Below are 18,667 nucleotides of genomic sequence, written 5' to 3'. Positions count from 1 at the left end.
CAGCAAAGATCACCTGGCGCCGATGAAGCAAGGCGTACAGAACCACTCCACAGGAGGACCCAGTGGCGAAGGCGAAGTTCGAGCGGACTAAGCCGCACGTCAACATCGGCACCATCGGTCACATCGACCACGGTAAGACGACCCTCACGGCCGCCATTACCAAGGTGCTGCACGACGCGTTCCCGGACCTGAACGAGGCCTCGGCCTTCGACCAGATCGACAAGGCTCCTGAGGAGCGCCAGCGCGGTATCACGATCTCGATCGCGCACGTCGAGTACCAGACCGAGTCGCGTCACTACGCGCACGTCGACTGCCCCGGTCACGCGGACTACATCAAGAACATGATCACGGGTGCCGCGCAGATGGACGGCGCGATCCTCGTGGTTGCCGCGACCGACGGCCCGATGCCGCAGACCAAGGAGCACGTGCTCCTGGCCCGCCAGGTCGGCGTTCCGTACATCGTTGTCGCCCTGAACAAGGCCGACATGGTGGACGACGAGGAGATCCTGGAGCTCGTCGAGCTCGAGGTCCGTGAGCTCCTCTCCGAGTACGAGTTCCCGGGCGACGACCTGCCGGTCGTCAAGGTCTCGGCGCTCAAGGCGCTCGAGGGCGACGCCGAGTGGGGCCAGACCGTTCTCGACCTGATGAAGGCCGTCGACGAGTCGATCCCGCAGCCCGAGCGTGACGTCGACAAGCCGTTCCTGATGCCGATCGAGGACGTCTTCACGATCACCGGCCGTGGCACCGTTGTCACCGGTCGTATCGAGCGTGGTGTCCTCAAGGTCAACGAGACCGTCGACATCGTCGGTATCAAGCAGGAGAAGACCACCACCACGGTCACCGGCATCGAGATGTTCCGCAAGCTGCTCGACGAGGGCCAGGCCGGTGAGAACGTCGGTCTGCTCCTCCGTGGCATCAAGCGCGAGGACGTCGAGCGCGGCCAGGTCATCATCAAGCCCGGTTCGGTCACGCCGCACACCGAGTTCGAGGCCCAGGCCTACATCCTGTCGAAGGACGAGGGTGGTCGTCACACCCCCTTCTTCAACAACTACCGCCCGCAGTTCTACTTCCGTACCACGGACGTGACCGGCGTTGTGACCCTCCCCGAGGGCACCGAGATGGTCATGCCGGGCGACAACACCACCATGACGGTCTCGCTGATTCAGCCGGTCGCCATGGAGGAGGGCCTCAAGTTCGCCATCCGTGAGGGTGGCCGGACCGTCGGCGCCGGCCAGGTCACCAAGATCAACAAGTAATTGCTGATCTGACCTGGTTGCTCCTGCAGCAACAGCAAGGGCCCCGCACTTCGGTGCGGGGCCCTTCGCGTTGGGCGGGATGCGGCCTTGTCAGCCGGTGCTGCCGGTGCTGCCGGTGCTGCCGGTGCTGTCAGCCGGCGGTGCCGGACTGCGGGGACCAGATCCAGGGGTGTGCGTCCGCGCCCATGCCCACCGCCGTGGCGGTGCCGCGCGGGCCGCGCAGGTGGAGGGCGGGGGAGTCCAGTGCAGCAGTGCCCTGAATACGTGTCAGAAGCTGCTTGCCGGTGCGGAGTTGGACCCGGCCGCGGGTGTCCTTGCCGAGCAGCACCGGGCCGCCGGGAGCCGCGGCCGCGCTGAGCAGACCGTAGCCTTCGAAGCCCTCCTTGCGGGGGCGCGAGGGGGCGCCACCGGGTCGCACGGCCAGCACCAGCGAGGAAGCGGGCCTGCGGTAGAAGAGCTCGATACCGCCGTCACGCGTCGGGACGGGGGCAAGCGGGTCCCCGGGCACGGGCAGCTCGCCGTCCGAGCGGAACGTGAGCGGCAGCCCCATCGTCTCCTGCGTCCAGTGGTGCACGTTCTCCCGCCCGGCGCCGAAGACATGGACGCGTCCCGCGCCGTCCACGACGGTCGACAGACCGTCCTGTATCTCCGCGCCGCCGAGGTCGCGCCAGTGGTCCCAGCTGCCGTCGGTGTCGCGTATCCGGGTGCTGATGCCCTTGTCCGCGTTGCGCACGAAGAGATGCACCCGGCCGTCGGGGGCCGCGACCGCGACCGGCACGCCTATGCGCCGCCCCCGGTCGTCGTCCCGCTCCGGGTTGCCGAGACCGTCCCAGGCGAGGAACTCGCCGCCGGGGGAGCGCTGCTCGAGCAGCACTATCTCGCGGCGGTTGGTGCTGCCGTGGCCGCCGATCGAGGCGAAGCGCAGCGCGAACAGCAGCTGACGGCCGTCCTCCAGGGTCGCCGCGCCGAGCGTGGGCGCGAGCGGGCCGCCGCCGAGGTCGTCCGGGGCTCCCCACCGGCCGCTGCCCGGCCGCGTCTCGCGCCAGCGGACCGTGCGCAGCCCGAGCACGCCATAGGCGACCAGCCGGCCGGACGGCTCGGCGGCGACGACGGGCCGGGCGCCGGGGTAGCGGTAGTGGGTGGAGCGCACCCAGCCCTTCGTGTTCCTGAGCGGGCGGATGCCACCGACGTTGTAGTCGCCGCAGCCGGCCGGGTTGCCGCACTCCCAGTCCGGGTCGCCGCCGTACGGGACGAGACCCGCGGCCTTCGCCCTGAGGACCGGGACCGGGAGGTTCTTCGGCCAGTGGCGGTTGTAGTAGCCGCGGAACGAGGTGGCGACAAAGCCGGGCACCTCACCGTCGTCCTTGGTGGCATGGGCGACCCAGCGGACCATCGCGGCCCAGCTGAACGAGGCGACGGCGGTGTGGTCGGCGTGATCCGAGTAGCCGCGCTGCTCGCTGTCCTTCTTGCGGGTCGCCTCGTCGCTGTGCTGGATGTCCGGGTCGGGGTCCAGGGTCTGGATCACGGTCGGCCGGTACTGCTCCATCAGCCCGACGAGTACGTCGATGAGCGCGTCGTAGTCGTACGCGACGGTCCTGCGCAGCCGGGAGTCCGCGGCGACGACGGTGTTCAGACCCAGTGCCCGGTCCTGCCACAGGCTGGGGAGGGCCATATAGCGGCGGGCGGTGTGCATGGGGAGGTTGAGGAAGATCAGCTCGACCCTGCGGCTGCCGTTGGTGAGGGTGTTGATCTCGGCCTGGCGGTCGCCGTTCAGCGAGACGACGCCCTTGGTCCAGTCGGCGAACTTGTCGAGCCCTATCAGCGCGGCGTACGCCTGGCGCAGGCCCTGGTGGCGTGCGGAGGAGTAGTCGGCCTTGTCCGCGGGGACGTTCCCGACCCCGGGGATGTGGTTCCTGCCGTCGTGCTCGCCGGCGGTGACATAGACGCTGACGAGCGGGACCCCGGCGTCCAGCATCCGCTGGGTGTCCGGGTTCATGAAGTACAGATCGTCGTCCGGGTGGGCCAGTATCTGCATCAGCTGTGCGCGTCGGGAGCTGGCTATCGGCATGCCGGGGGCGGGGTCGGCGGTGGCCGTGGCCCGCCGCGGGGCGGGTACGGAGCATGAGGTGACCGCGCCCGCCGCCACCAGGGCGGTCAACGCGGCGACGACACTGCGCCTGCGTGGCCGGCTTCGCCCGCCGGCGGTGGCGGTGTCACCGTGCTCCCCGGCCGCGGGTATGTCCTCGCCCCTTGCGCGCACGGCCGTGGGCAGCGCGCGGACAGCTCCGTCGTTCACTTGTGCTCCGTCCGCTTCCCCCCGCAGCGGTCGGGCCGGGCCCCCGTCTGCGTACTGTGATCTCCCCAGCTGCCGGAGAGGCTGGTCGGAGCCGCTCCCCGCGCTCAGCTAGACGGAAAGCGGGCACGCCAGGTTGCCTGAGCGTTCGTGTGTTGTTCCCGTCCACAGGATCCGCAGGAAGGACAGGAAGGGACAGAAAGGGATCAGCCCAGCGTCGGGACCTCGCCGCCGGGCGCCAGGGCGAGCGTCACGCCCGGCAGGCCCCGCAGCCAGCGGTCGGCGATCTCGTCGAGGAGAGCCCCATCGGGCGGGGTGGGGCCCAGGCCGATGGCATACCGGGTGGTGGCCGGGTCCGTCCCGAACGGGTGGGGCCAGGCGTGGACGTCCGGTACGCCCGCCTCCTCCAGTGCCGTGAGCAGCGCCCTCATGCGGCCGCGGACCCTGCCCTCGTCCGGGCCGCGGGGGACGGTCACGACGGCCCATGCCGCGTGGCGGCGGTGCAGGGGCGGTGGTGCCAGCAGTTCCGGCCACGGGTCCGGGTCCGTCTCCAGGAGCTCCCAGGCGCGGAACAGTTCCTGGGCCAGCAGGTCACGGCCGGCGGCGGTCACCTGGGCGGTGCAGGGACGGACCGGCGCCGACGGGGTCATGATCGCGACGGGGACGGCAGGCCATGGGGAGCCCACGAGCGGAACGGCGGGCCCCGGCGGGCCCACCGGCTCGCGCCAGTCCCAGGCCGCCCACGTCGCGAAGAAGTGGCGCATCAGGTCGGCGGGCGGCAGGTCACCGGCCTCACGGACGGTATGGGCCGCCAGTACGCACCAGGCCAGGCCAGGCAGGCCACCGAAGGGGGCCGAGTCGAGGCCGCGGGCTTTCGCCCACGCCTTGACCTGCGTGGCCAGTCGGGCGAACGCCGCGCTGTGGGCGCCGACCGATGCGAGGAGGTCGTTCGCGTCGCTCACCGCGCTGAGCGCGATAGCCGCCGCCTCGCCCAACTCGGCCCGGCGGCCGACCGCTTGAGCGGGATCCACCGCTTCGGTGGCGACGACGACCAGGTCCACGCCCATACCGTCGACGTTCAGTCGCAGCCCCGGCACGCGTGCCCCGATCACCTCCCGCACCTCGGTCGCATCGGGCAGCGCGGCCGCCAACCGCGCCCGCACGTCGGCCGGTTCGGCCGCGCCCGGCAGCGCGGCCACCAGGTCCAGGTCCGCGCCGGGCAGGGCGCACCCCATGCGCCGGGAGCCGACGAGATGGACGGCTCCGTCGCCGAGCGCCTGCGAGACACGCCAAGCGATCCGGCCGGCAAGCTCGGACCCGTCGGCGGCCGGAGCAAGCTCGGGCCCGTCGGCGGCCGAAGCACCCACGGCGCCGTCCTCGGGCACCCATCGCACCTCGCCCGTCCCCAGCGTCACCGTCGCCCGCACCCGCATGGGCTCCTCGCCCCGTCGGGAGAGCAGGACCAGCTCCCCGACCCGCGCCGTCATGCCGTCGAGCAGGGCAGCGCAGCGGGCGGCGAGCTCGTGCGGATCCCTGGTCCGGCCCAGCGAAAGGTGCGGGGTGAAGCCCTTCGCGCGGCCCCCGCAGCGCGGGAACCGCTGCTCCAGCGCGTGGCGCAGCCGACCCCACGGCTCCTCGCCGTCCGCGGCCGGGTCGAGCCACACGGTGGAGTCCTCCCGGTGCCCGAACCAGTGCACGCCCTCCAGCCGGGCGGTGAACGCCGGTGCCTCGGCGGCCGCCGCGGCGAGCAGCGGGGCCGCCCGCTCGAACTCGGACTCCGGCACGAAACCGAAGAGCACATTGACGTGCGGCGGCCAGCGGTGGATCTGGCGGTCGTGTTCCCGGCGGACGTGCTGGATCGGCGGCCACAGCTTCTGCGGGGGAATCCACGCCACCGCCGTACGGGCCGTCGGTCGTACGGCGAGGACTTCGCCAGGCTCGTACCCGCCGAGACCGAGCTCCGCCTCGACGCCGTAGTGGTCGGAGACATACAGCCCGTCCGGGCCGGGCGCTCTGCCCCGCAGGACCGCTCCGTCCGCCCGCAGGCCCTCCGCGCGCAGCAGTACCCGGTCCAGCCGGGAGGCCCGCCCCGACAGTGAGGAGACCGCGGCCAGCGGATTGGCGGCCGGGTCGAAGGTCGGTGTCCGGTCGTGCGCCCCGTGCACCTCGCTCCACGCGTCCCGCATCCCGAGAGTCGTCTGCGGGGCGTCCCCGCCGTCGTTGAAGTCGCCGAGCAGGACCAGGTCGCCCTCGACGCCCGCCAGGCCTTCGGCCAGCCGGACCAGTTCGGCCTCCCGCCTGTCCTGGCCGTTCTCGGAGTGGTCGCTGGTCAGATGGGTCGCGGCGATGGCGAGTGGGCCGGACGACGTGTCCACGACGACGGCGGTGACGGCCTTGTGCGGGCCGAGGACGTGCTGGCCCGCCTCCCGCACGGGCAGTCGGCTGAGCAGCAGCAGCCCGCAGTCCTCGACGTCCTCTGCGGCCGGGTCGGTGCCCAGCGTGTAGCCGTCGCGCACCCATCCGGTCCGCAGCAGCATGCCGAGCAGCTCCGCCTCGACCTCCTGCAGCGCGATGACGTCCGCGTCTGCGTCACGGAGGGCGTCCAGCAGCAGTGGGCGGCGCCGGGCGGTGTCGATGCGGTCGCTGTCGTAGCGGTCCCACAGGGTGTTCCAGGTCAGTACGCGCAGACTCTCCGACACGGCTGCTCCCCGGGGCGTCCGCGCGGGCACCCAGGCGTCCTGCTCCCGGTCCCAGGCGTACGGAGTCCTCGCCGCGAAGAACGGCGCGCGCAGTCGCCGTGGGTCCCGTACCCGTCCGGCGTCCGTCGCGTCGATCCGGTCGACCCCCGAGGAGCGGTCCCACACGACCTCGCCGTCCGCCTCGAAGAACAGCACCCGGTGCCACGGGATCTCGCCGCCGGGGTCGAATGCGTCCAGTGGAATCCGCTTGGGCGGCGCGGACCGCTGGTTGATCCCCATCACGAACCGGGCCGGGTCGAAGCGCGAGTCCCAGCGGACCCGGTGGTAGATCTCCTCGCTGGTGCGCACCTACACCTCCTCCTCGACGGTCCCGCGCGCTCCGATGTACCAGGTGCGGTGCGCCTGGCCGGGGTACGGCGGTACGAAGCGGTGCAGCTGCGCGCCGAGCACCTGTGGCGGCACCGGGTTCGCCCGGTCGGTATTGCGCCGGGCCAGTTCGGCCGCGTCGACGAGCACCACCGCGTGCGTGGTCAGGGCGTCGCGGCGGTGGGCGACCGCGTGCACCAGGGAACGCTGGTGCGGGTTCAGGGCTGTGGCGTCCCACACCACGGTCCCACCTTCGGCCAGTGCGGTGTCGAGCCGCTCCAGGCCGGTGCGCAGGACGTCCTTGTTGGCTCGCTGGTCGGCGCGTGAACCGCGGGCCTCCCGCAGATCGTCGAGGGACACGTGGACATCGGCGTCCAGGCCGCGCGCGAAGGTGCTCTTCCCGCTGCCCGAAGGACCGACCATGTGGATCAGCTTCGGAAACTCCCCGGACCGCCAGCGCCAGCTCACGGCGACGGCCTCCTCGGCGGTCGTGATGCGCCCCTGGGCGTACGCCTCGCGGGCCTCGGCCCAGCAGCGGTCGGCCGCGTCGGTGTCCAGGTCGGCGAACGCCTCCCGCAGGCCCGTCGGCCCATCGACGCCTTCCGCGTGCAGCTGGGACCAGTCCACCTGCTCGCGCGCATCGGCGTCCGGCGCGAGGGCCCCGGCGACGGCGTGCAGCACACCCAGGTCCACTGCGTACGACATCCGTACGAGCCCGGTCCGGCGCTGCTCGTCGGGGTAGGGCCGGTGCAGCCCGGTGTGCAGCCCGACCAGGTCCGCGACGCGGCGGGCCGTCGGCATGCCCAGCGGTGCGGCCAGCCGCCCCGCGAGCCAGGAGCGCGGGCGCTCGTGCAGCAGCGCGGCGAGGACTCCGGCCAGCCGGGCGTCGCCGGTCCGCCCGAGCGCATCGAGCCGCGCGGACACATCACAGGCCGCGGTCCGATCCCCCTCGGGCACCCCCACCGCAGCGAGCAGCGCCTCGGCGTCCGGCGCGGCGCCGGACCGGACCGCCCACAGCGCGGCGGCCGGACCAAGTCCGTTCGCCACGACGGTGGCGTGCATCCAGTGCGTGTCGGTCGCTACGTGCCAGGGCCGCACCCACTTGGCCACCCGCCGGCCGAACTCCTGCGGACCGAAGCCGTCGACCGTCCGTACGACGTAACCCTCCTGCCGTTCGGTGTCGAACTTCAGCGCCCGCAGCGCACGTTCCGCCCGCCGGTCGAACACCCCCCGCCACAGCACCGCCGGCACCGGAACGCCCAGGTCTCGCAGAAACCGCGCGGTCCGGTCCCAGTCCAGACACCGGCCGTCGCCGTCCCAGACCGAGAATCCGTAGAACCAGCTGTCGAGGTCCCGATAGGCGATCGAGTGCCGCGCATACATGTTCTCGCCGCACACCCGCCACCCGTCCGGGATGCCGTGCCCGATCCGCCCCTGCAGGGCCTTGACCCAGGCCCGCGACGGATGATGCGCCGAGTCGAGGGAGCGGGCGTGCAGCCCGTCGGCGTACAGCGTCGTGTTCTCGCCGTCGAGTTTCTCGGTGACCACGACCTCGCGGCCGAGCAGCGCGGACAGATCGGCGATCCGTACATCGTCCGAGGCCGCACCCGGCGACCACGGCAGATGCGGTGTCCGCGGATAGTGCGTACGCATGACGGATCGGCCCCCCGGTGACGATGTGCCCGTCACTGTAGGAGTCCCATCGAGCGGCGATCCAGCCAATAACCACCGGCCGGGGGCGCCCGGCCCTCCGCGTGCCGGGGTTTGACACGCAACCCCGCCGGGGTAACCTCTTCGGCTCGATTGGCCAGGGCACCGGCCCGTATGGCAGACTATCCGGGTTGCTCGGTTGAGTGCCAATGCTGCGCGCCTCCCGCCGGGAGGACCGGAAGCGAGTCCCACAGTACTCGTCGCCCCATCTGTCGTAAGGCAGCGCTGGAGCGGACGTACGGGAATCTTCCGGGAAGTGTCAGCGGGGTACCAGCCAGGCACTCGGTGGGTGTTCTTCCCCCGACGCGTGGTCTTCGGCCCGCACCCCCTTGGTTGGGAAATCCTTCGGGAGATCTTCGTAGAGGGAGTGCGACACGCCCGACCGCGGGGGTCGGAGAAGATCGCAGGACCGACCGAGTTCCAGAGCGTTTCACTAGACAAAGGACTACTGAGTAGCCATGGCGGGACAGAAGATCCGCATCCGGCTCAAGGCCTACGACCACGAGGTCATCGACTCCTCGGCGAAGAAGATCGTCGAGACGGTGACCCGCACTGGTGCGTCGGTCGCGGGCCCGGTGCCGCTGCCCACTGAGAAGAACGTGTACTGCGTCATCAAGTCGCCGCACAAGTACAAGGACTCTCGCGAGCACTTCGAGATGCGCACCCACAAGCGCTTGATCGACATCCTCGACCCGACGCCCAAGACCGTTGACTCGCTGATGCGCCTGGACCTTCCGGCCGGCGTTGACATCGAGATCAAGCTCTGAGAGGCGCGGAAGAGATGGCAAAGCAGATCAAGGGCGTCCTGGGCGAGAAGCTCGGCATGACCCAGGTCTGGGACGAGAACAACCGTGTCGTCCCGGTGACCGTCGTCAAGGCCGGGCCCTGTGTCGTTACCCAGGTCCGTACGAATGACTCCGACGGCTACGAGTCGGTCCAGATCGCCTTCGGCGAGATCGACCCGCGCAAGGTGAACAAGCCCCTCAAGGGCCACTTCGCCAAGGCCGACGTGACCCCCCGCCGCCACCTGGTGGAGCTCCGCACCCCTGACGCCAGCGAGTACACGCTGGGCCAGGAGATCACTGCCGAGGTGTTCGAGTCCGGCGTCAAGGTTGACGTCACGGGCAAGAGCAAGGGCAAGGGCTTCGCCGGTGTCATGAAGCGTCACAACTTCAAGGGCCTGGGCGCCGGTCACGGTACCCAGCGCAAGCACCGCTCGCCCGGTTCCATCGGTGGCTGCGCCACCCCTGGGCGTGTCTTCAAGGGCATGCGCATGGCGGGCCGCATGGGCAACGAGCGGGTCACCACCCAGAACCTGACCATCCACGCGGTTGACGCGGAGAAGGGCCTGCTGCTCATCAAGGGCGCGGTTCCTGGTCCGAACGGCGGCCTCGTCCTCGTCCGCACTGCGGCCAAGGGGGTCTGAGGACTATGAGCACCATTGACATTCTGTCGCCCTCCGGCGACAAGTCCGGGACCGTCGAGCTCCCGGCCGAGATCTTCGACGCCAAGGTCAGCATCCCGCTGCTCCACCAGGTCGTCGTTGCGCAGCTGGCGGCCGCCCGTCAGGGCACGCACAAGGTCAAGCGCCGTGGCGAGGTCCGTGGTGGCGGTAGGAAGCCTTACCGTCAGAAGGGCACCGGCCGCGCCCGCCAGGGTTCGACCCGTGCGCCGCAGTTCGCCGGCGGTGGCGTTGTCCACGGCCCGCAGCCGCGTGACTACTCGCAGCGGACCCCGAAGAAGATGAAGGCCGCCGCCCTGCGCGGTGCCCTCACCGACCGGGCCCGCAACTCCCGTATCCACGTCGTCACCGGCGTGATCGAGGGCGAGGTCTCCACCAAGGCCGCGAAGACCCTGCTGGGCAAGATCAGTGAGCGCAAGCACGTGCTCCTGGTCGTCGAGCGGGCCGACGAGGCCGCGTGGCTCTCCGCCCGCAACCTGCCCCAGGTGCACCTCCTGGAGCCGGGCCAGCTGAACACGTACGACGTGCTCGTCTCCGACGACGTGGTCTTCACCAAGGCCGCCTTCGAGTCCTTCGTGTCTGGCCCCAAGGCCGATGAGACCGAAGGGAGCGACGCCTGATGTCCGAGGCGACCGTAACCAGCAAGACCTACTCGGACCCGCGTGACGTTCTCGTCAAGCCGGTTGTCTCCGAGAAGAGCTACGCCCTGCTCGACGAGAACAAGTACACGTTCATCGTCGCGCCCGGCTCCAACAAGACCCAGATCAAGCAGGCCGTCGAGGCGGTCTTCTCGGTCAAGGTCACCGGGGTCAACACGATCAACCGCCAGGGCAAGCGCAAGCGCACCCGCACCGGTTTCGGCAAGCGCGCCAACACCAAGCGCGCCATCGTGACCCTTGCCGAGGGCGACCGTATCGACATCTTCGGCGGTCCGACCGCCTAACGGCGGTCTGGATCGTCCGGAATCGGACGAGGACTGAGAAATGGGAATCCGCAAGTACAAGCCGACGACGCCGGGCCGCCGTGGCTCCTCCGTCGCCGACTTCGTCGAGATCACGCGGTCCACGCCGGAGAAGTCGCTGGTCCGCCCCCTGCACAGCAAGGGCGGCCGTAACAACACCGGTCGTGTGACCGTCCGTCACCAGGGCGGTGGCCACAAGCGTGCCTACCGCGTGATCGACTTCCGTCGTCACGACAAGGACGGCGTGCCGGCCAAGGTCGCTCACATCGAGTACGACCCGAACCGCACCGCGCGCATCGCGCTGCTGCACTACGCAGACGGCGAGAAGCGCTACATCATCGCGCCGCGTGGCCTGTCGCAGGGCGACCGTGTCGAGAACGGCCCGGCCGCCGACATCAAGCCCGGCAACAACCTGGCGCTGCGCAACATCCCGGTCGGTACGACCATCCACGCCATCGAGCTGCGGCCCGGCGGCGGCGCGAAGTTCGCCCGCTCCGCGGGTGCCTCCGTGCAGCTGCTGGCGAAGGAGGGCTCCATGGCCCACCTTCGTATGCCGTCGGGTGAGATCCGCCTGGTCGACGTCCGCTGCCGCGCCACCATCGGCGAGGTCGGCAACGCCGAGCAGTCGAACATCAACTGGGGCAAGGCCGGCCGTCTGCGCTGGAAGGGCGTCCGCCCGACCGTCCGCGGTGTCGCCATGAACCCGGTCGACCACCCGCACGGTGGTGGTGAGGGCAAGACCTCCGGTGGTCGCCACCCGGTCAGCCCGTGGGGTCAGAAGGAGGGTCGTACTCGCTCGCCGAAGAAGGCATCGAGCAAGTACATCGTCCGCCGCCGCAAGACGAACAAGAAGCGCTAGGAGCGGGTTTAGATGCCGCGCAGTCTCAAGAAGGGGCCTTTCGTCGACGACCACCTGATCAAGAAGGTGGACGTACAGAACGAAGCAGGCACCAAGAACGTCATCAAGACCTGGTCCCGTCGCTCGATGATCATCCCGGCCATGCTCGGCCACACGATCGCGGTGCACAACGGCAAGATCCACGTCCCGGTGTTCGTCACCGAGTCGATGGTCGGCCACAAGCTCGGCGAGTTCTCGCCGACTCGCACCTTCCGCGGCCACGTCAAGGACGACCGGAAGTCGAAGCGCCGCTAACGCGGGGTGGAAACGACTATGACTTACACCGAAGGGACAACCATGGAAGCCAGGGCCCAGGCGCGGTACATCCGCGTCACGCCCATGAAGGCCCGCCGAGTGGTGGACCTCATCCGTGGCATGGATGCCACGGAGGCTCAGGCGGTCCTGCGTTTCGCCCCGCAGGCCGCGAGCGTGCCGGTTGGCAAGGTGCTTGACAGCGCCATTGCCAACGCTGCACACAACTACGACCACACCGACGCCTCTTCGCTGGTCATCAGCGAGGCGTACGTGGACGAGGGCCCGACCCTGAAGCGGTTCCGTCCGCGTGCTCAGGGCCGTGCCTACCGGATCCGTAAGCGGACCAGCCACATCACCGTGGTCGTCAGCAGCAAGGAAGGAACCCGGTAATGGGCCAGAAGGTTAACCCGCATGGGTTCCGGCTCGGCATCACCACGGACTTCAAGTCCCGCTGGTACGCCGACAAGCTGTACAAGGACTACGTCAAGGAAGACGTCGCCATTCGTCGCATGATGACGAAGGGCATGGAGCGAGCCGGTATCTCGAAGGTTGAGATCGAGCGCACCCGCGACCGCGTCCGCGTTGACATCCACACCGCCCGCCCGGGCATCGTCATCGGTCGTCGTGGCGCCGAGGCCGACCGCATCCGTGGCGAGCTGGAGAAGCTGACCGGCAAGCAGGTCCAGCTGAACATCCTCGAGGTCAAGAACCCCGAGGTGGACGCTCAGCTGGTGGCCCAGGCCGTCGCCGAGCAGCTCTCCTCCCGCGTCTCCTTCCGTCGCGCCATGCGTAAGAGCATGCAGGGCACGATGAAGGCCGGCGCCAAGGGCATCAAGATCCAGTGCGGTGGCCGTCTCGGCGGCGCCGAGATGTCCCGCTCGGAGTTCTACCGCGAGGGCCGCGTGCCCCTGCACACGCTCCGCGCGAACGTCGACTACGGCTTCTTCGAGGCCAAGACGACCTTCGGCCGTATCGGTGTGAAGGTCTGGATCTACAAGGGCGACGTCAAGAACATCGCCGAGGTCCGCGCCGAGAACGCTGCGGCCCGTGCGGGTAACCGCCCGGCCCGTGGTGGCGCCGGCGACCGTCCGGCCGGTGGCCGTGGCGGTCGTGGTGGCGAGCGGGGTGGCCGCGGTGGCCGCAAGCCGCAGCAGTCTGCGCCGGCAGCCGAGGCCCCCAAGGCCGAGGCTCCCGCCGCTGCCGCTGCTCCGGCTGCTGAGAGCACCGGAACGGAGGCCTGACCGAAATGCTGATCCCCCGTAGGGTCAAGCACCGCAAGCAGCACCACCCGAAGCGCAGCGGTATGGCAAAGGGTGGTACGCAGGTTGCGTTCGGCGAGTACGGCATTCAGGCCCTCACCCCGGCGTACGTGACCAACCGCCAGATCGAGGCGGCTCGTATTGCGATGACCCGCCACATCAAGCGTGGCGGCAAGGTCTGGATCAACATCTACCCGGACCGCCCGCTGACCAAGAAGCCCGCCGAGACCCGCATGGGTTCCGGTAAGGGTTCCCCTGAGTGGTGGGTCGCGAACGTCAAGCCCGGTCGGGTGATGTTCGAGCTGTCCTACCCGAACGAGAAGACTGCTCGTGAGGCGCTCACCCGCGCTGCTCACAAGCTTCCGATGAAGTGCCGCATCGTTCGGCGCGAGGCAGGTGAGGCGTGATGTCGGCCGGAACCAAGGCGTCCGAGCTGCGCGAGCTGGGCAACGAGGAGCTTCTCAACAAGCTCCGCGAGGCCAAGGAAGAGCTGTTCAATCTCCGCTTCCAGGCGGCGACCGGTCAGCTCGAGAACCACGGCCGGCTCAAGGCCGTCCGCAAGGACATCGCGCGGATCTACACCCTCATGCGTGAGCGCGAGCTGGGCATCGAGACGGTGGAGAACGCCTCATGAGCGAGAGCAATGTGACTGAAGAGAACACCGCCCGCGGTTTCCGCAAGACCCGTGAGGGTCTGGTCGTCAGCGACAAGATGGACAAGACCGTCGTCGTCGCCGTCGAGGACCGCGTGAAGCATGCGCTGTACGGCAAGGTCATCCGCCGTACGAACAAGCTCAAGGCGCACGACGAGCAGAACGCTGCCGGCGTCGGCGACCGCGTCATCATCATGGAGACGCGTCCGCTGTCGGCGACCAAGCGCTGGCGCATCGTCGAGATCCTCGAGAAGGCCAAGTAATTTTGCGGGGTTCTCCCTGACCGGAGAGTCCCCGCATGCCCCCCCCGCTGGGCTCGCCCCAGCACTAGTTCCGCCAGGCTCGGCGGGCTGGGCCAGTGATCTGGCACAGCCCGCCGGGAACCGGCAGACGATCAGGAGATAGACGTGATCCAGCAGGAGTCGCGGCTGCGTATCGCCGACAACACTGGTGCCAAGGAGATCCTTTGCATCCGTGTTCTCGGTGGTTCCGGTCGCCGCTACGCGGGCATCGGTGACGTCATCGTCGCCACCGTCAAGGACGCGATCCCCGGTGGCAACGTGAAGAAGGGTGACGTCGTCAAGGCGGTCATCGTTCGCACCGTCAAGGAGCGCCGCCGTCCGGACGGCTCGTACATCCGCTTCGACGAGAACGCCGCCGTCATTCTGAAGAACGACGGCGACCCTCGCGGCACCCGTATCTTCGGCCCGGTGGGCCGTGAGCTGCGCGAGAAGAAGTTCATGAAGATCATCTCGCTCGCGCCGGAGGTGCTGTAAGCATGAAGATCAAGAAGGGCGACCTGGTTCAGGTCATCACCGGCAAGGACAAGGGCAAGCAGGGCAAGGTCATCGCGGCCTTCCCCCGCGAGGACCGCGTCCTGGTCGAGGGTGTCAACCGGGTCAAGAAGCACACCAAGGCCGGTCAGACCGCTCGCGGTTCGCAGACCGGTGGCATCGTCACGACCGAGGCCCCTGTTCACGTGAGCAACGTTCAGCTCGTCGTGGAGAAGGACGGCAACAAGGTCGTCACGCGCGTCGGTTACCGCTTCGACGACGAGGGCAACAAGATCCGCGTTGCCAAGCGGACGGGTGAGGACATCTGATGGCTACCACCACCACTCCGCGTCTGAAGACGAAGTACCGCGAGGAGATCGCGGGCAAGCTGCGCGAGGAGTTCTCGTTCGAGAACGTCATGCAGGTGCCCGGCCTCGTCAAGATCGTGGTCAACATGGGTGTGGGCGACGCCGCCCGCGACTCCAAGCTGATCGATGGTGCCATCAAGGACCTCACCACGATCACCGGCCAGAAGCCGGCCGTCACCAAGGCCCGTAAGTCCATCGCGCAGTTCAAGCTGCGTGAGGGCCAGCCGATCGGTGCCCACGTCACGCTTCGTGGCGACCGCATGTGGGAGTTCCTGGACCGCACCCTGTCGCTCGCGCTGCCGCGCATCCGCGACTTCCGTGGTCTGTCCCCCAAGCAGTTCGACGGCCGTGGCAACTACACCTTCGGTCTCACGGAGCAGGTCATGTTCCACGAGATCGACCAGGACAAGATCGACCGCGTCCGGGGTATGGACATCACCGTGGTCACCACGGCGACCAACGACGCTGAGGGCCGCGCGCTCCTTCGTCACCTCGGCTTCCCGTTCAAGGAGGCGTAAGCGAGATGGCGAAGAAGGCTCTTGTTGCCAAGGCTGCTCGTAAGCCCAAGTTCGGTGTGCGCGCCTACACCCGCTGCCAGCGCTGTGGCCGTCCGCACTCCGTCTACCGCAAGTTCGGCCTGTGCCGCGTGTGCCTTCGTGAGATGGCTCACCGTGGCGAGCTGCCGGGCGTGACCAAGAGCTCCTGGTAATTCCCTACTTGGGAATCACCGGAAGCTCTCGGTAAGTATCTGGTCGGCGGGAGCCCGCCCTCACATGCCGTAGGCTTGTGGGGTTGGGCGCCCGTCGCCCTGACCGACTTACTACGCCGTAGGTCCCCGCACCGCACCCGTCCCGCCACTGAGTGGGGAGAGGGATGGCGCATACAGGAAACCCCGGCGAGAGAGGCCGAAGGCCAATTCATGACCATGACTGATCCCATCGCAGACATGCTCACGCGTCTGCGTAACGCAAACTCGGCGTACCACGACTCCGTCGTGATGCCGCACAGCAAGATCAAGTCGCACATCGCGGAGATCCTCCAGCAGGAGGGCTTCATCACCGGCTGGAAGGTCGAGGACGCCGAGGTCGGCAAGAACCTCGTCCTGGAGCTGAAGTTCGGCCCGAACCGCGAGCGTTCGATCGCCGGCATCAAGCGCATCTCCAAGCCGGGTCTGCGCGTGTACGCGAAGTCCACCAACCTGCCGAAGGTTCTCGGCGGCCTGGGCGTGGCGATCATCTCCACGTCCCACGGTCTCCTGACCGGCCAGCAGGCGCAGAAGAAGGGCGTGGGTGGGGAAGTCCTCGCCTACGTCTGGTAGTCGGGAACGGAGGAATAGCCAATGTCGCGAATCGGCAAGCTCCCCATCCAGGTTCCCGCCGGTGTGGACGTCACCATCGATGGCCGCACGGTCGCTGTGAAGGGCCCCAAGGGTTCCCTCTCGCACACCGTCGCCGCGCCGATCGAGGTCACCAAGGGCGAGGACGGCACCCTGAAGGTGCTGCGCCCGAACGACGAGCGTCAGAACAAGGCCCTGCACGGCCTGTCCCGCACGCTGGTGGCGAACATGATCACCGGCGTGACCACGGGGTACGTCAAGGCGCTCGAGATCAGCGGTGTCGGTTACCGCGTTGCCGCGAAGGGCTCCAACCTGGAGTTCCAGCTCGGCTACAGCCACTCGATCCTGGTGGAGGCGCCCGAGGGCATCTCCTTCAAGGTCGAGTCGCCGACCAAGTTCTCGGTCGAGGGCATCGACAAGCAGAAGGTCGGCGAGGTCGCCGCGAACATCCGCAAGCTGCGTAAGCCCGACCCGTACAAGGCCAAGGGCGTCAAGTACGCGGGCGAGGTCATCCGCCGCAAGGTCGGAAAGGCGGGTAAGTAAGCCATGGCATACGGTGTAAAGATCGCCAAGGGTGACGCGTACAAGCGCGCCGCCATCAAGCGCCGCCACATCCGCGTCCGCAAGCACATCTCCGGTACGCCGGAGCGTCCGCGCCTGGTCGTGACGCGCTCCAACCGCAACATCGTTGCGCAGGTCATCGACGACATCGCGGGCCACACGCTCGCGTCGGCGTCGACCCTGGACACCTCGATCCGTGGTGGCGAGGGCGACAAGAGCGCCCAGGCCAAGCAGGTTGGCGCGCTTGTCGCCGAGCGTGCGAAGGCTGCCGGCATCGAGACCGTCGTGTTCGACCGTGGTGGCAACAGGTACGCCGGGCGCATTGCCGCTCTGGCTGACGCCGCCCGCGAAGCCGGGCTGAAGTTCTGAGCCCCGGTTCCGGGACTAACGGACGTAACAGAGAGAGGTAAATCCAATGGCTGGACCCCAGCGCCGCGGAAGCGGTGCCGGTGGCGGCGAGCGGCGGGACCGGAAGGGTCGCGACGGTGGCGCTGCCGCCGAGAAGACCGCTTATGTTGAGCGCGTTGTCGCGATCAACCGCGTTGCCAAGGTTGTCAAGGGTGGTCGCCGCTTCAGCTTCACCGCGCTGGTCGTGGTGGGCGACGGTGACGGCACCGTAGGTGTCGGATACGGCAAGGCCAAGGAAGTTCCCGCGGCCATCGCCAAGGGCGTTGAAGAGGCCAAGAAGAACTTCTTCAAGGTTCCGCGTATCCAGGGCACCATCCCGCACCCGATCACGGGCGAGAAGGCCGCGGGCGTCGTCCTGCTCAAGCCTGCTGCCCCCGGTACCGGCGTTATCGCCGGTGGCCCGGTGCGTGCGGTGCTCGAGTGCGCCGGCGTTCACGACATCCTGTCGAAGTCGCTCGGCTCGTCCAACGCGATCAACATCGTGCACGCGACCGTGGCGGCCCTCAAGGGCCTGCAGCGTCCCGAGGAGATCGCGGCCCGCCGTGGTCTGCCCCTCGAGGACGTCGCCCCCGCGGCTCTGCTTCGTGCACGTGCGGGAGCGGGTGCGTAATGGCCCGTCTCAAGATCACGCAGACGAAGTCGTACATCGGCAGCAAGCAGAACCACCGCGACACCCTGCGTTCGCTCGGGCTCAAGCGCCTGAACGACGTGGTTGTCAAGGAGGACCGTCCCGAGTTCCGCGGCATGGTGCACACCGTCCGCCACCTCGTCACGGTTGAGGAGGTCGACTGACATGGCGGAGAACAACCCGCTGAAGGTCCACAACCTCCGGCCCGCCCCGGGTGCCAAGACCGCGAAGACCCGTGTGGGTCGTGGTGAGGCGTCCAAGGGTAAGACCGCAGGTCGTGGTACCAAGGGCACCAAGGCCCGTTACCAGGTTCCGGAGCGCTTCGAGGGTGGGCAGATGCCCCTCCACATGCGTCTCCCGAAGCTCAAGGGCTTCAAGAACCCGTTCCGCACCGAGTACCAGGTTGTGAACCTGGACAAGCTCGGCGCTCTCTACCCCGAGGGTGGAGAGGTCACGGTGGCCGACCTGGTCGCCAAGGGCGCGGTGCGCAAGAACAGCCTCGTCAAGGTCCTGGGCCAGGGCGAGATCTCCGTGGCGCTGCAGGTGACGGTTGACGCCGTCTCCGGCTCCGCCAAGGAGAAGATTGCCGCTGCCGGCGGCACCGTCACCGAGCTCGTCTGAGACGAGTTCAGTGGCTGAAAGCTGAAAACCGACCGGGGATGCCTCCCAAAAGGGGCATCCCCGGTTGGTCGTTCCTAGGGGAGCACATCCGCCGGTAAGGTGGCGTGCACTGTTGCTGTAAATACCTATTCGTTGATCCTCAATTACCGTCACCTCTGACG

At 68.6% G+C, this 18,667-nt stretch carries 25 protein-coding genes; 22 read left to right on the top strand and 3 right to left on the bottom strand.

What is annotated here, in order from left to right:
- Window positions 1-62: 62 nt before the first annotated feature.
- Entirely contained in the window at window positions 63-1,256 is a 1,194-nt protein-coding gene (gene tuf / locus OG729_RS16335; protein WP_360878807.1) for an elongation factor Tu, read from the top strand.
- A gap of 130 nt (window positions 1,257-1,386) precedes the next feature.
- Here the strand turns inward: tuf and OG729_RS16330 are convergent, their stop codons facing one another.
- The 3 genes from OG729_RS16330 to OG729_RS16320 all read right to left on the bottom strand — a co-directional run bounded on the left by OG729_RS16330 (window position 1,387) and on the right by OG729_RS16320 (window position 8,267).
- Window positions 1,387-3,414, bottom strand: coding sequence for a PIG-L family deacetylase (locus OG729_RS16330; RefSeq protein WP_405811152.1), 2,028 nt, complete (start codon window positions 3,412-3,414; stop codon window positions 1,387-1,389).
- A 341-nt stretch (window positions 3,415-3,755) separates the two neighbouring features.
- Entirely contained in the window at window positions 3,756-6,596 is a 2,841-nt protein-coding gene (locus OG729_RS16325) for a poly(A) polymerase (protein WP_405806748.1), read from the bottom strand.
- Window positions 6,597-8,267, bottom strand: a complete 1,671-nt coding sequence (locus OG729_RS16320; RefSeq protein ID WP_405806747.1) for an RNA ligase family protein — start codon at window positions 8,265-8,267, stop codon at window positions 6,597-6,599. It lies immediately after the preceding gene.
- A gap of 515 nt (window positions 8,268-8,782) precedes the next feature.
- Here OG729_RS16320 and rpsJ point away from each other — a divergent pair.
- From rpsJ to rplO, 21 genes are all read left to right on the top strand, one after another.
- Window positions 8,783-9,091, top strand: coding sequence for a 30S ribosomal protein S10 (gene rpsJ / locus OG729_RS16315; RefSeq protein ID WP_003948644.1), 309 nt, complete (start codon window positions 8,783-8,785; stop codon window positions 9,089-9,091).
- Window positions 9,092-9,105: 14 nt separating this feature from the next.
- A complete protein-coding gene (gene rplC / locus OG729_RS16310) occupies window positions 9,106-9,750 on the top strand; it encodes a 50S ribosomal protein L3 (protein WP_405806746.1) in 645 nt (214 codons plus the stop codon).
- A gap of 5 nt (window positions 9,751-9,755) precedes the next feature.
- Complete coding sequence (gene rplD, locus OG729_RS16305) at window positions 9,756-10,406, top strand: 50S ribosomal protein L4 (RefSeq protein WP_405806744.1); 651 nt, start codon at window positions 9,756-9,758, stop codon at window positions 10,404-10,406.
- Window positions 10,406-10,729, top strand: coding sequence for a 50S ribosomal protein L23 (rplW, locus tag OG729_RS16300; RefSeq protein ID WP_360878823.1), 324 nt, complete (start codon window positions 10,406-10,408; stop codon window positions 10,727-10,729). Before rplD ends, rplW begins: the two co-directional genes overlap by 1 nt.
- Before the next feature lie 40 nt (window positions 10,730-10,769).
- Window positions 10,770-11,606: a 50S ribosomal protein L2 gene (gene rplB / locus OG729_RS16295; protein ID WP_351498702.1), complete on the top strand. Its 837-nt coding sequence runs from the start codon at window positions 10,770-10,772 to the stop codon at window positions 11,604-11,606.
- Window positions 11,607-11,618: 12 nt separating this feature from the next.
- On the top strand, window positions 11,619-11,900 hold the full coding sequence (rpsS, locus tag OG729_RS16290) for a 30S ribosomal protein S19 (RefSeq protein WP_127356386.1): 282 nt from the start codon (window positions 11,619-11,621) through the stop codon (window positions 11,898-11,900).
- A gap of 42 nt (window positions 11,901-11,942) precedes the next feature.
- On the top strand, window positions 11,943-12,290 hold the full coding sequence (rplV, locus tag OG729_RS16285; RefSeq protein WP_004571827.1) for a 50S ribosomal protein L22: 348 nt from the start codon (window positions 11,943-11,945) through the stop codon (window positions 12,288-12,290).
- Entirely contained in the window at window positions 12,290-13,141 is an 852-nt protein-coding gene (gene rpsC, locus OG729_RS16280) for a 30S ribosomal protein S3 (RefSeq protein ID WP_307661679.1), read from the top strand. The genes rplV and rpsC overlap by 1 nt, the downstream gene beginning before the upstream one ends.
- Window positions 13,142-13,146: 5 nt before the next feature.
- Window positions 13,147-13,566: a 50S ribosomal protein L16 gene (rplP, locus tag OG729_RS16275; RefSeq protein ID WP_360878828.1), complete on the top strand. Its 420-nt coding sequence runs from the start codon at window positions 13,147-13,149 to the stop codon at window positions 13,564-13,566.
- The gene (gene rpmC / locus OG729_RS16270) at window positions 13,566-13,793 is read left to right on the top strand and encodes a 50S ribosomal protein L29 (protein WP_405806741.1); all 228 of its coding nucleotides are present in this window, start codon (window positions 13,566-13,568) and stop codon (window positions 13,791-13,793) included. Before rplP ends, rpmC begins: the two co-directional genes overlap by 1 nt.
- A complete protein-coding gene (gene rpsQ, locus OG729_RS16265; RefSeq protein WP_405806739.1) occupies window positions 13,790-14,074 on the top strand; it encodes a 30S ribosomal protein S17 in 285 nt (94 codons plus the stop codon). Before rpmC ends, rpsQ begins: the two co-directional genes overlap by 4 nt.
- 144 nt (window positions 14,075-14,218) lie before the next feature.
- Entirely contained in the window at window positions 14,219-14,587 is a 369-nt protein-coding gene (gene rplN, locus OG729_RS16260; protein ID WP_359396279.1) for a 50S ribosomal protein L14, read from the top strand.
- A gap of 2 nt (window positions 14,588-14,589) precedes the next feature.
- Entirely contained in the window at window positions 14,590-14,913 is a 324-nt protein-coding gene (gene rplX / locus OG729_RS16255; protein ID WP_142214201.1) for a 50S ribosomal protein L24, read from the top strand.
- The gene (rplE, locus tag OG729_RS16250) at window positions 14,913-15,470 is read left to right on the top strand and encodes a 50S ribosomal protein L5 (RefSeq protein WP_360878836.1); all 558 of its coding nucleotides are present in this window, start codon (window positions 14,913-14,915) and stop codon (window positions 15,468-15,470) included. Before rplX ends, rplE begins: the two co-directional genes overlap by 1 nt.
- 5 nt (window positions 15,471-15,475) lie before the next feature.
- The gene (locus tag OG729_RS16245) at window positions 15,476-15,661 is read left to right on the top strand and encodes a type Z 30S ribosomal protein S14 (protein ID WP_099500629.1); all 186 of its coding nucleotides are present in this window, start codon (window positions 15,476-15,478) and stop codon (window positions 15,659-15,661) included.
- Window positions 15,662-15,871: 210 nt separating this feature from the next.
- Window positions 15,872-16,270, top strand: a complete 399-nt coding sequence (gene rpsH / locus OG729_RS16240; RefSeq protein WP_005313538.1) for a 30S ribosomal protein S8 — start codon at window positions 15,872-15,874, stop codon at window positions 16,268-16,270.
- Between the two features lie 21 nt (window positions 16,271-16,291).
- Window positions 16,292-16,831: a 50S ribosomal protein L6 gene (gene rplF / locus OG729_RS16235; RefSeq protein ID WP_405806737.1), complete on the top strand. Its 540-nt coding sequence runs from the start codon at window positions 16,292-16,294 to the stop codon at window positions 16,829-16,831.
- Between the two features lie 3 nt (window positions 16,832-16,834).
- Window positions 16,835-17,218 (top strand): 50S ribosomal protein L18, encoded by a 384-nt coding sequence (gene rplR / locus OG729_RS16230; RefSeq protein ID WP_405806735.1) that lies wholly within the window; start codon window positions 16,835-16,837, stop codon window positions 17,216-17,218.
- A gap of 46 nt (window positions 17,219-17,264) precedes the next feature.
- Entirely contained in the window at window positions 17,265-17,867 is a 603-nt protein-coding gene (rpsE, locus tag OG729_RS16225; protein WP_405806733.1) for a 30S ribosomal protein S5, read from the top strand.
- Window positions 17,867-18,049 carry a 50S ribosomal protein L30 gene (rpmD, locus tag OG729_RS16220; protein ID WP_005313525.1) on the top strand — a complete coding sequence of 61 codons (183 nt, stop codon included), beginning with the start codon at window positions 17,867-17,869 and terminating at the stop codon, window positions 18,047-18,049. Before rpsE ends, rpmD begins: the two co-directional genes overlap by 1 nt.
- Window position 18,050: 1 nt before the next feature.
- On the top strand, window positions 18,051-18,506 hold the full coding sequence (gene rplO / locus OG729_RS16215) for a 50S ribosomal protein L15 (protein WP_142214197.1): 456 nt from the start codon (window positions 18,051-18,053) through the stop codon (window positions 18,504-18,506).
- Window positions 18,507-18,667: the final 161 nt, after the last annotated feature.

It is taken from the genome of Streptomyces sp. NBC_00210 (assembly GCF_045160975.1).
Taxonomy (GTDB): Bacteria; Actinomycetota; Actinomycetes; order Streptomycetales; family Streptomycetaceae; genus Streptomyces.
This window is presented reverse-complemented; position numbering and strand designations above follow the sequence as displayed.

What these genes read in the sequence shown, in the direction of transcription:
- OG729_RS16320 (WP_405806747.1), bottom strand. Translation starts at nt 8,267, where the DNA reads ATGCGTACGCACTATCCGCGGACACCGCATCTGCCGTGGTCGCCGGGT.
- rpsJ (WP_003948644.1), top strand. Translation starts at nt 8,783, where the DNA reads ATGGCGGGACAGAAGATCCGCATCCGGCTCAAGGCCTACGACCACGAG.
- rplC (WP_405806746.1), top strand. Translation starts at nt 9,106, where the DNA reads ATGGCAAAGCAGATCAAGGGCGTCCTGGGCGAGAAGCTCGGCATGACC.
- rplD (WP_405806744.1), top strand. Translation starts at nt 9,756, where the DNA reads ATGAGCACCATTGACATTCTGTCGCCCTCCGGCGACAAGTCCGGGACC.
- rplW (WP_360878823.1), top strand. Translation starts at nt 10,406, where the DNA reads ATGTCCGAGGCGACCGTAACCAGCAAGACCTACTCGGACCCGCGTGAC.
- rplB (WP_351498702.1), top strand. Translation starts at nt 10,770, where the DNA reads ATGGGAATCCGCAAGTACAAGCCGACGACGCCGGGCCGCCGTGGCTCC.
- rpsS (WP_127356386.1), top strand. Translation starts at nt 11,619, where the DNA reads ATGCCGCGCAGTCTCAAGAAGGGGCCTTTCGTCGACGACCACCTGATC.
- rplV (WP_004571827.1), top strand. Translation starts at nt 11,943, where the DNA reads ATGGAAGCCAGGGCCCAGGCGCGGTACATCCGCGTCACGCCCATGAAG.
- rpsC (WP_307661679.1), top strand. Translation starts at nt 12,290, where the DNA reads ATGGGCCAGAAGGTTAACCCGCATGGGTTCCGGCTCGGCATCACCACG.
- rplP (WP_360878828.1), top strand. Translation starts at nt 13,147, where the DNA reads ATGCTGATCCCCCGTAGGGTCAAGCACCGCAAGCAGCACCACCCGAAG.
- rpmC (WP_405806741.1), top strand. Translation starts at nt 13,566, where the DNA reads ATGTCGGCCGGAACCAAGGCGTCCGAGCTGCGCGAGCTGGGCAACGAG.
- rpsQ (WP_405806739.1), top strand. Translation starts at nt 13,790, where the DNA reads ATGAGCGAGAGCAATGTGACTGAAGAGAACACCGCCCGCGGTTTCCGC.
- rplX (WP_142214201.1), top strand. Translation starts at nt 14,590, where the DNA reads ATGAAGATCAAGAAGGGCGACCTGGTTCAGGTCATCACCGGCAAGGAC.
- rplE (WP_360878836.1), top strand. Translation starts at nt 14,913, where the DNA reads ATGGCTACCACCACCACTCCGCGTCTGAAGACGAAGTACCGCGAGGAG.
- OG729_RS16245 (WP_099500629.1), top strand. Translation starts at nt 15,476, where the DNA reads ATGGCGAAGAAGGCTCTTGTTGCCAAGGCTGCTCGTAAGCCCAAGTTC.
- rpsH (WP_005313538.1), top strand. Translation starts at nt 15,872, where the DNA reads ATGACCATGACTGATCCCATCGCAGACATGCTCACGCGTCTGCGTAAC.
- rplF (WP_405806737.1), top strand. Translation starts at nt 16,292, where the DNA reads ATGTCGCGAATCGGCAAGCTCCCCATCCAGGTTCCCGCCGGTGTGGAC.
- rplR (WP_405806735.1), top strand. Translation starts at nt 16,835, where the DNA reads ATGGCATACGGTGTAAAGATCGCCAAGGGTGACGCGTACAAGCGCGCC.
- rpsE (WP_405806733.1), top strand. Translation starts at nt 17,265, where the DNA reads ATGGCTGGACCCCAGCGCCGCGGAAGCGGTGCCGGTGGCGGCGAGCGG.
- rpmD (WP_005313525.1), top strand. Translation starts at nt 17,867, where the DNA reads ATGGCCCGTCTCAAGATCACGCAGACGAAGTCGTACATCGGCAGCAAG.
- rplO (WP_142214197.1), top strand. Translation starts at nt 18,051, where the DNA reads ATGGCGGAGAACAACCCGCTGAAGGTCCACAACCTCCGGCCCGCCCCG.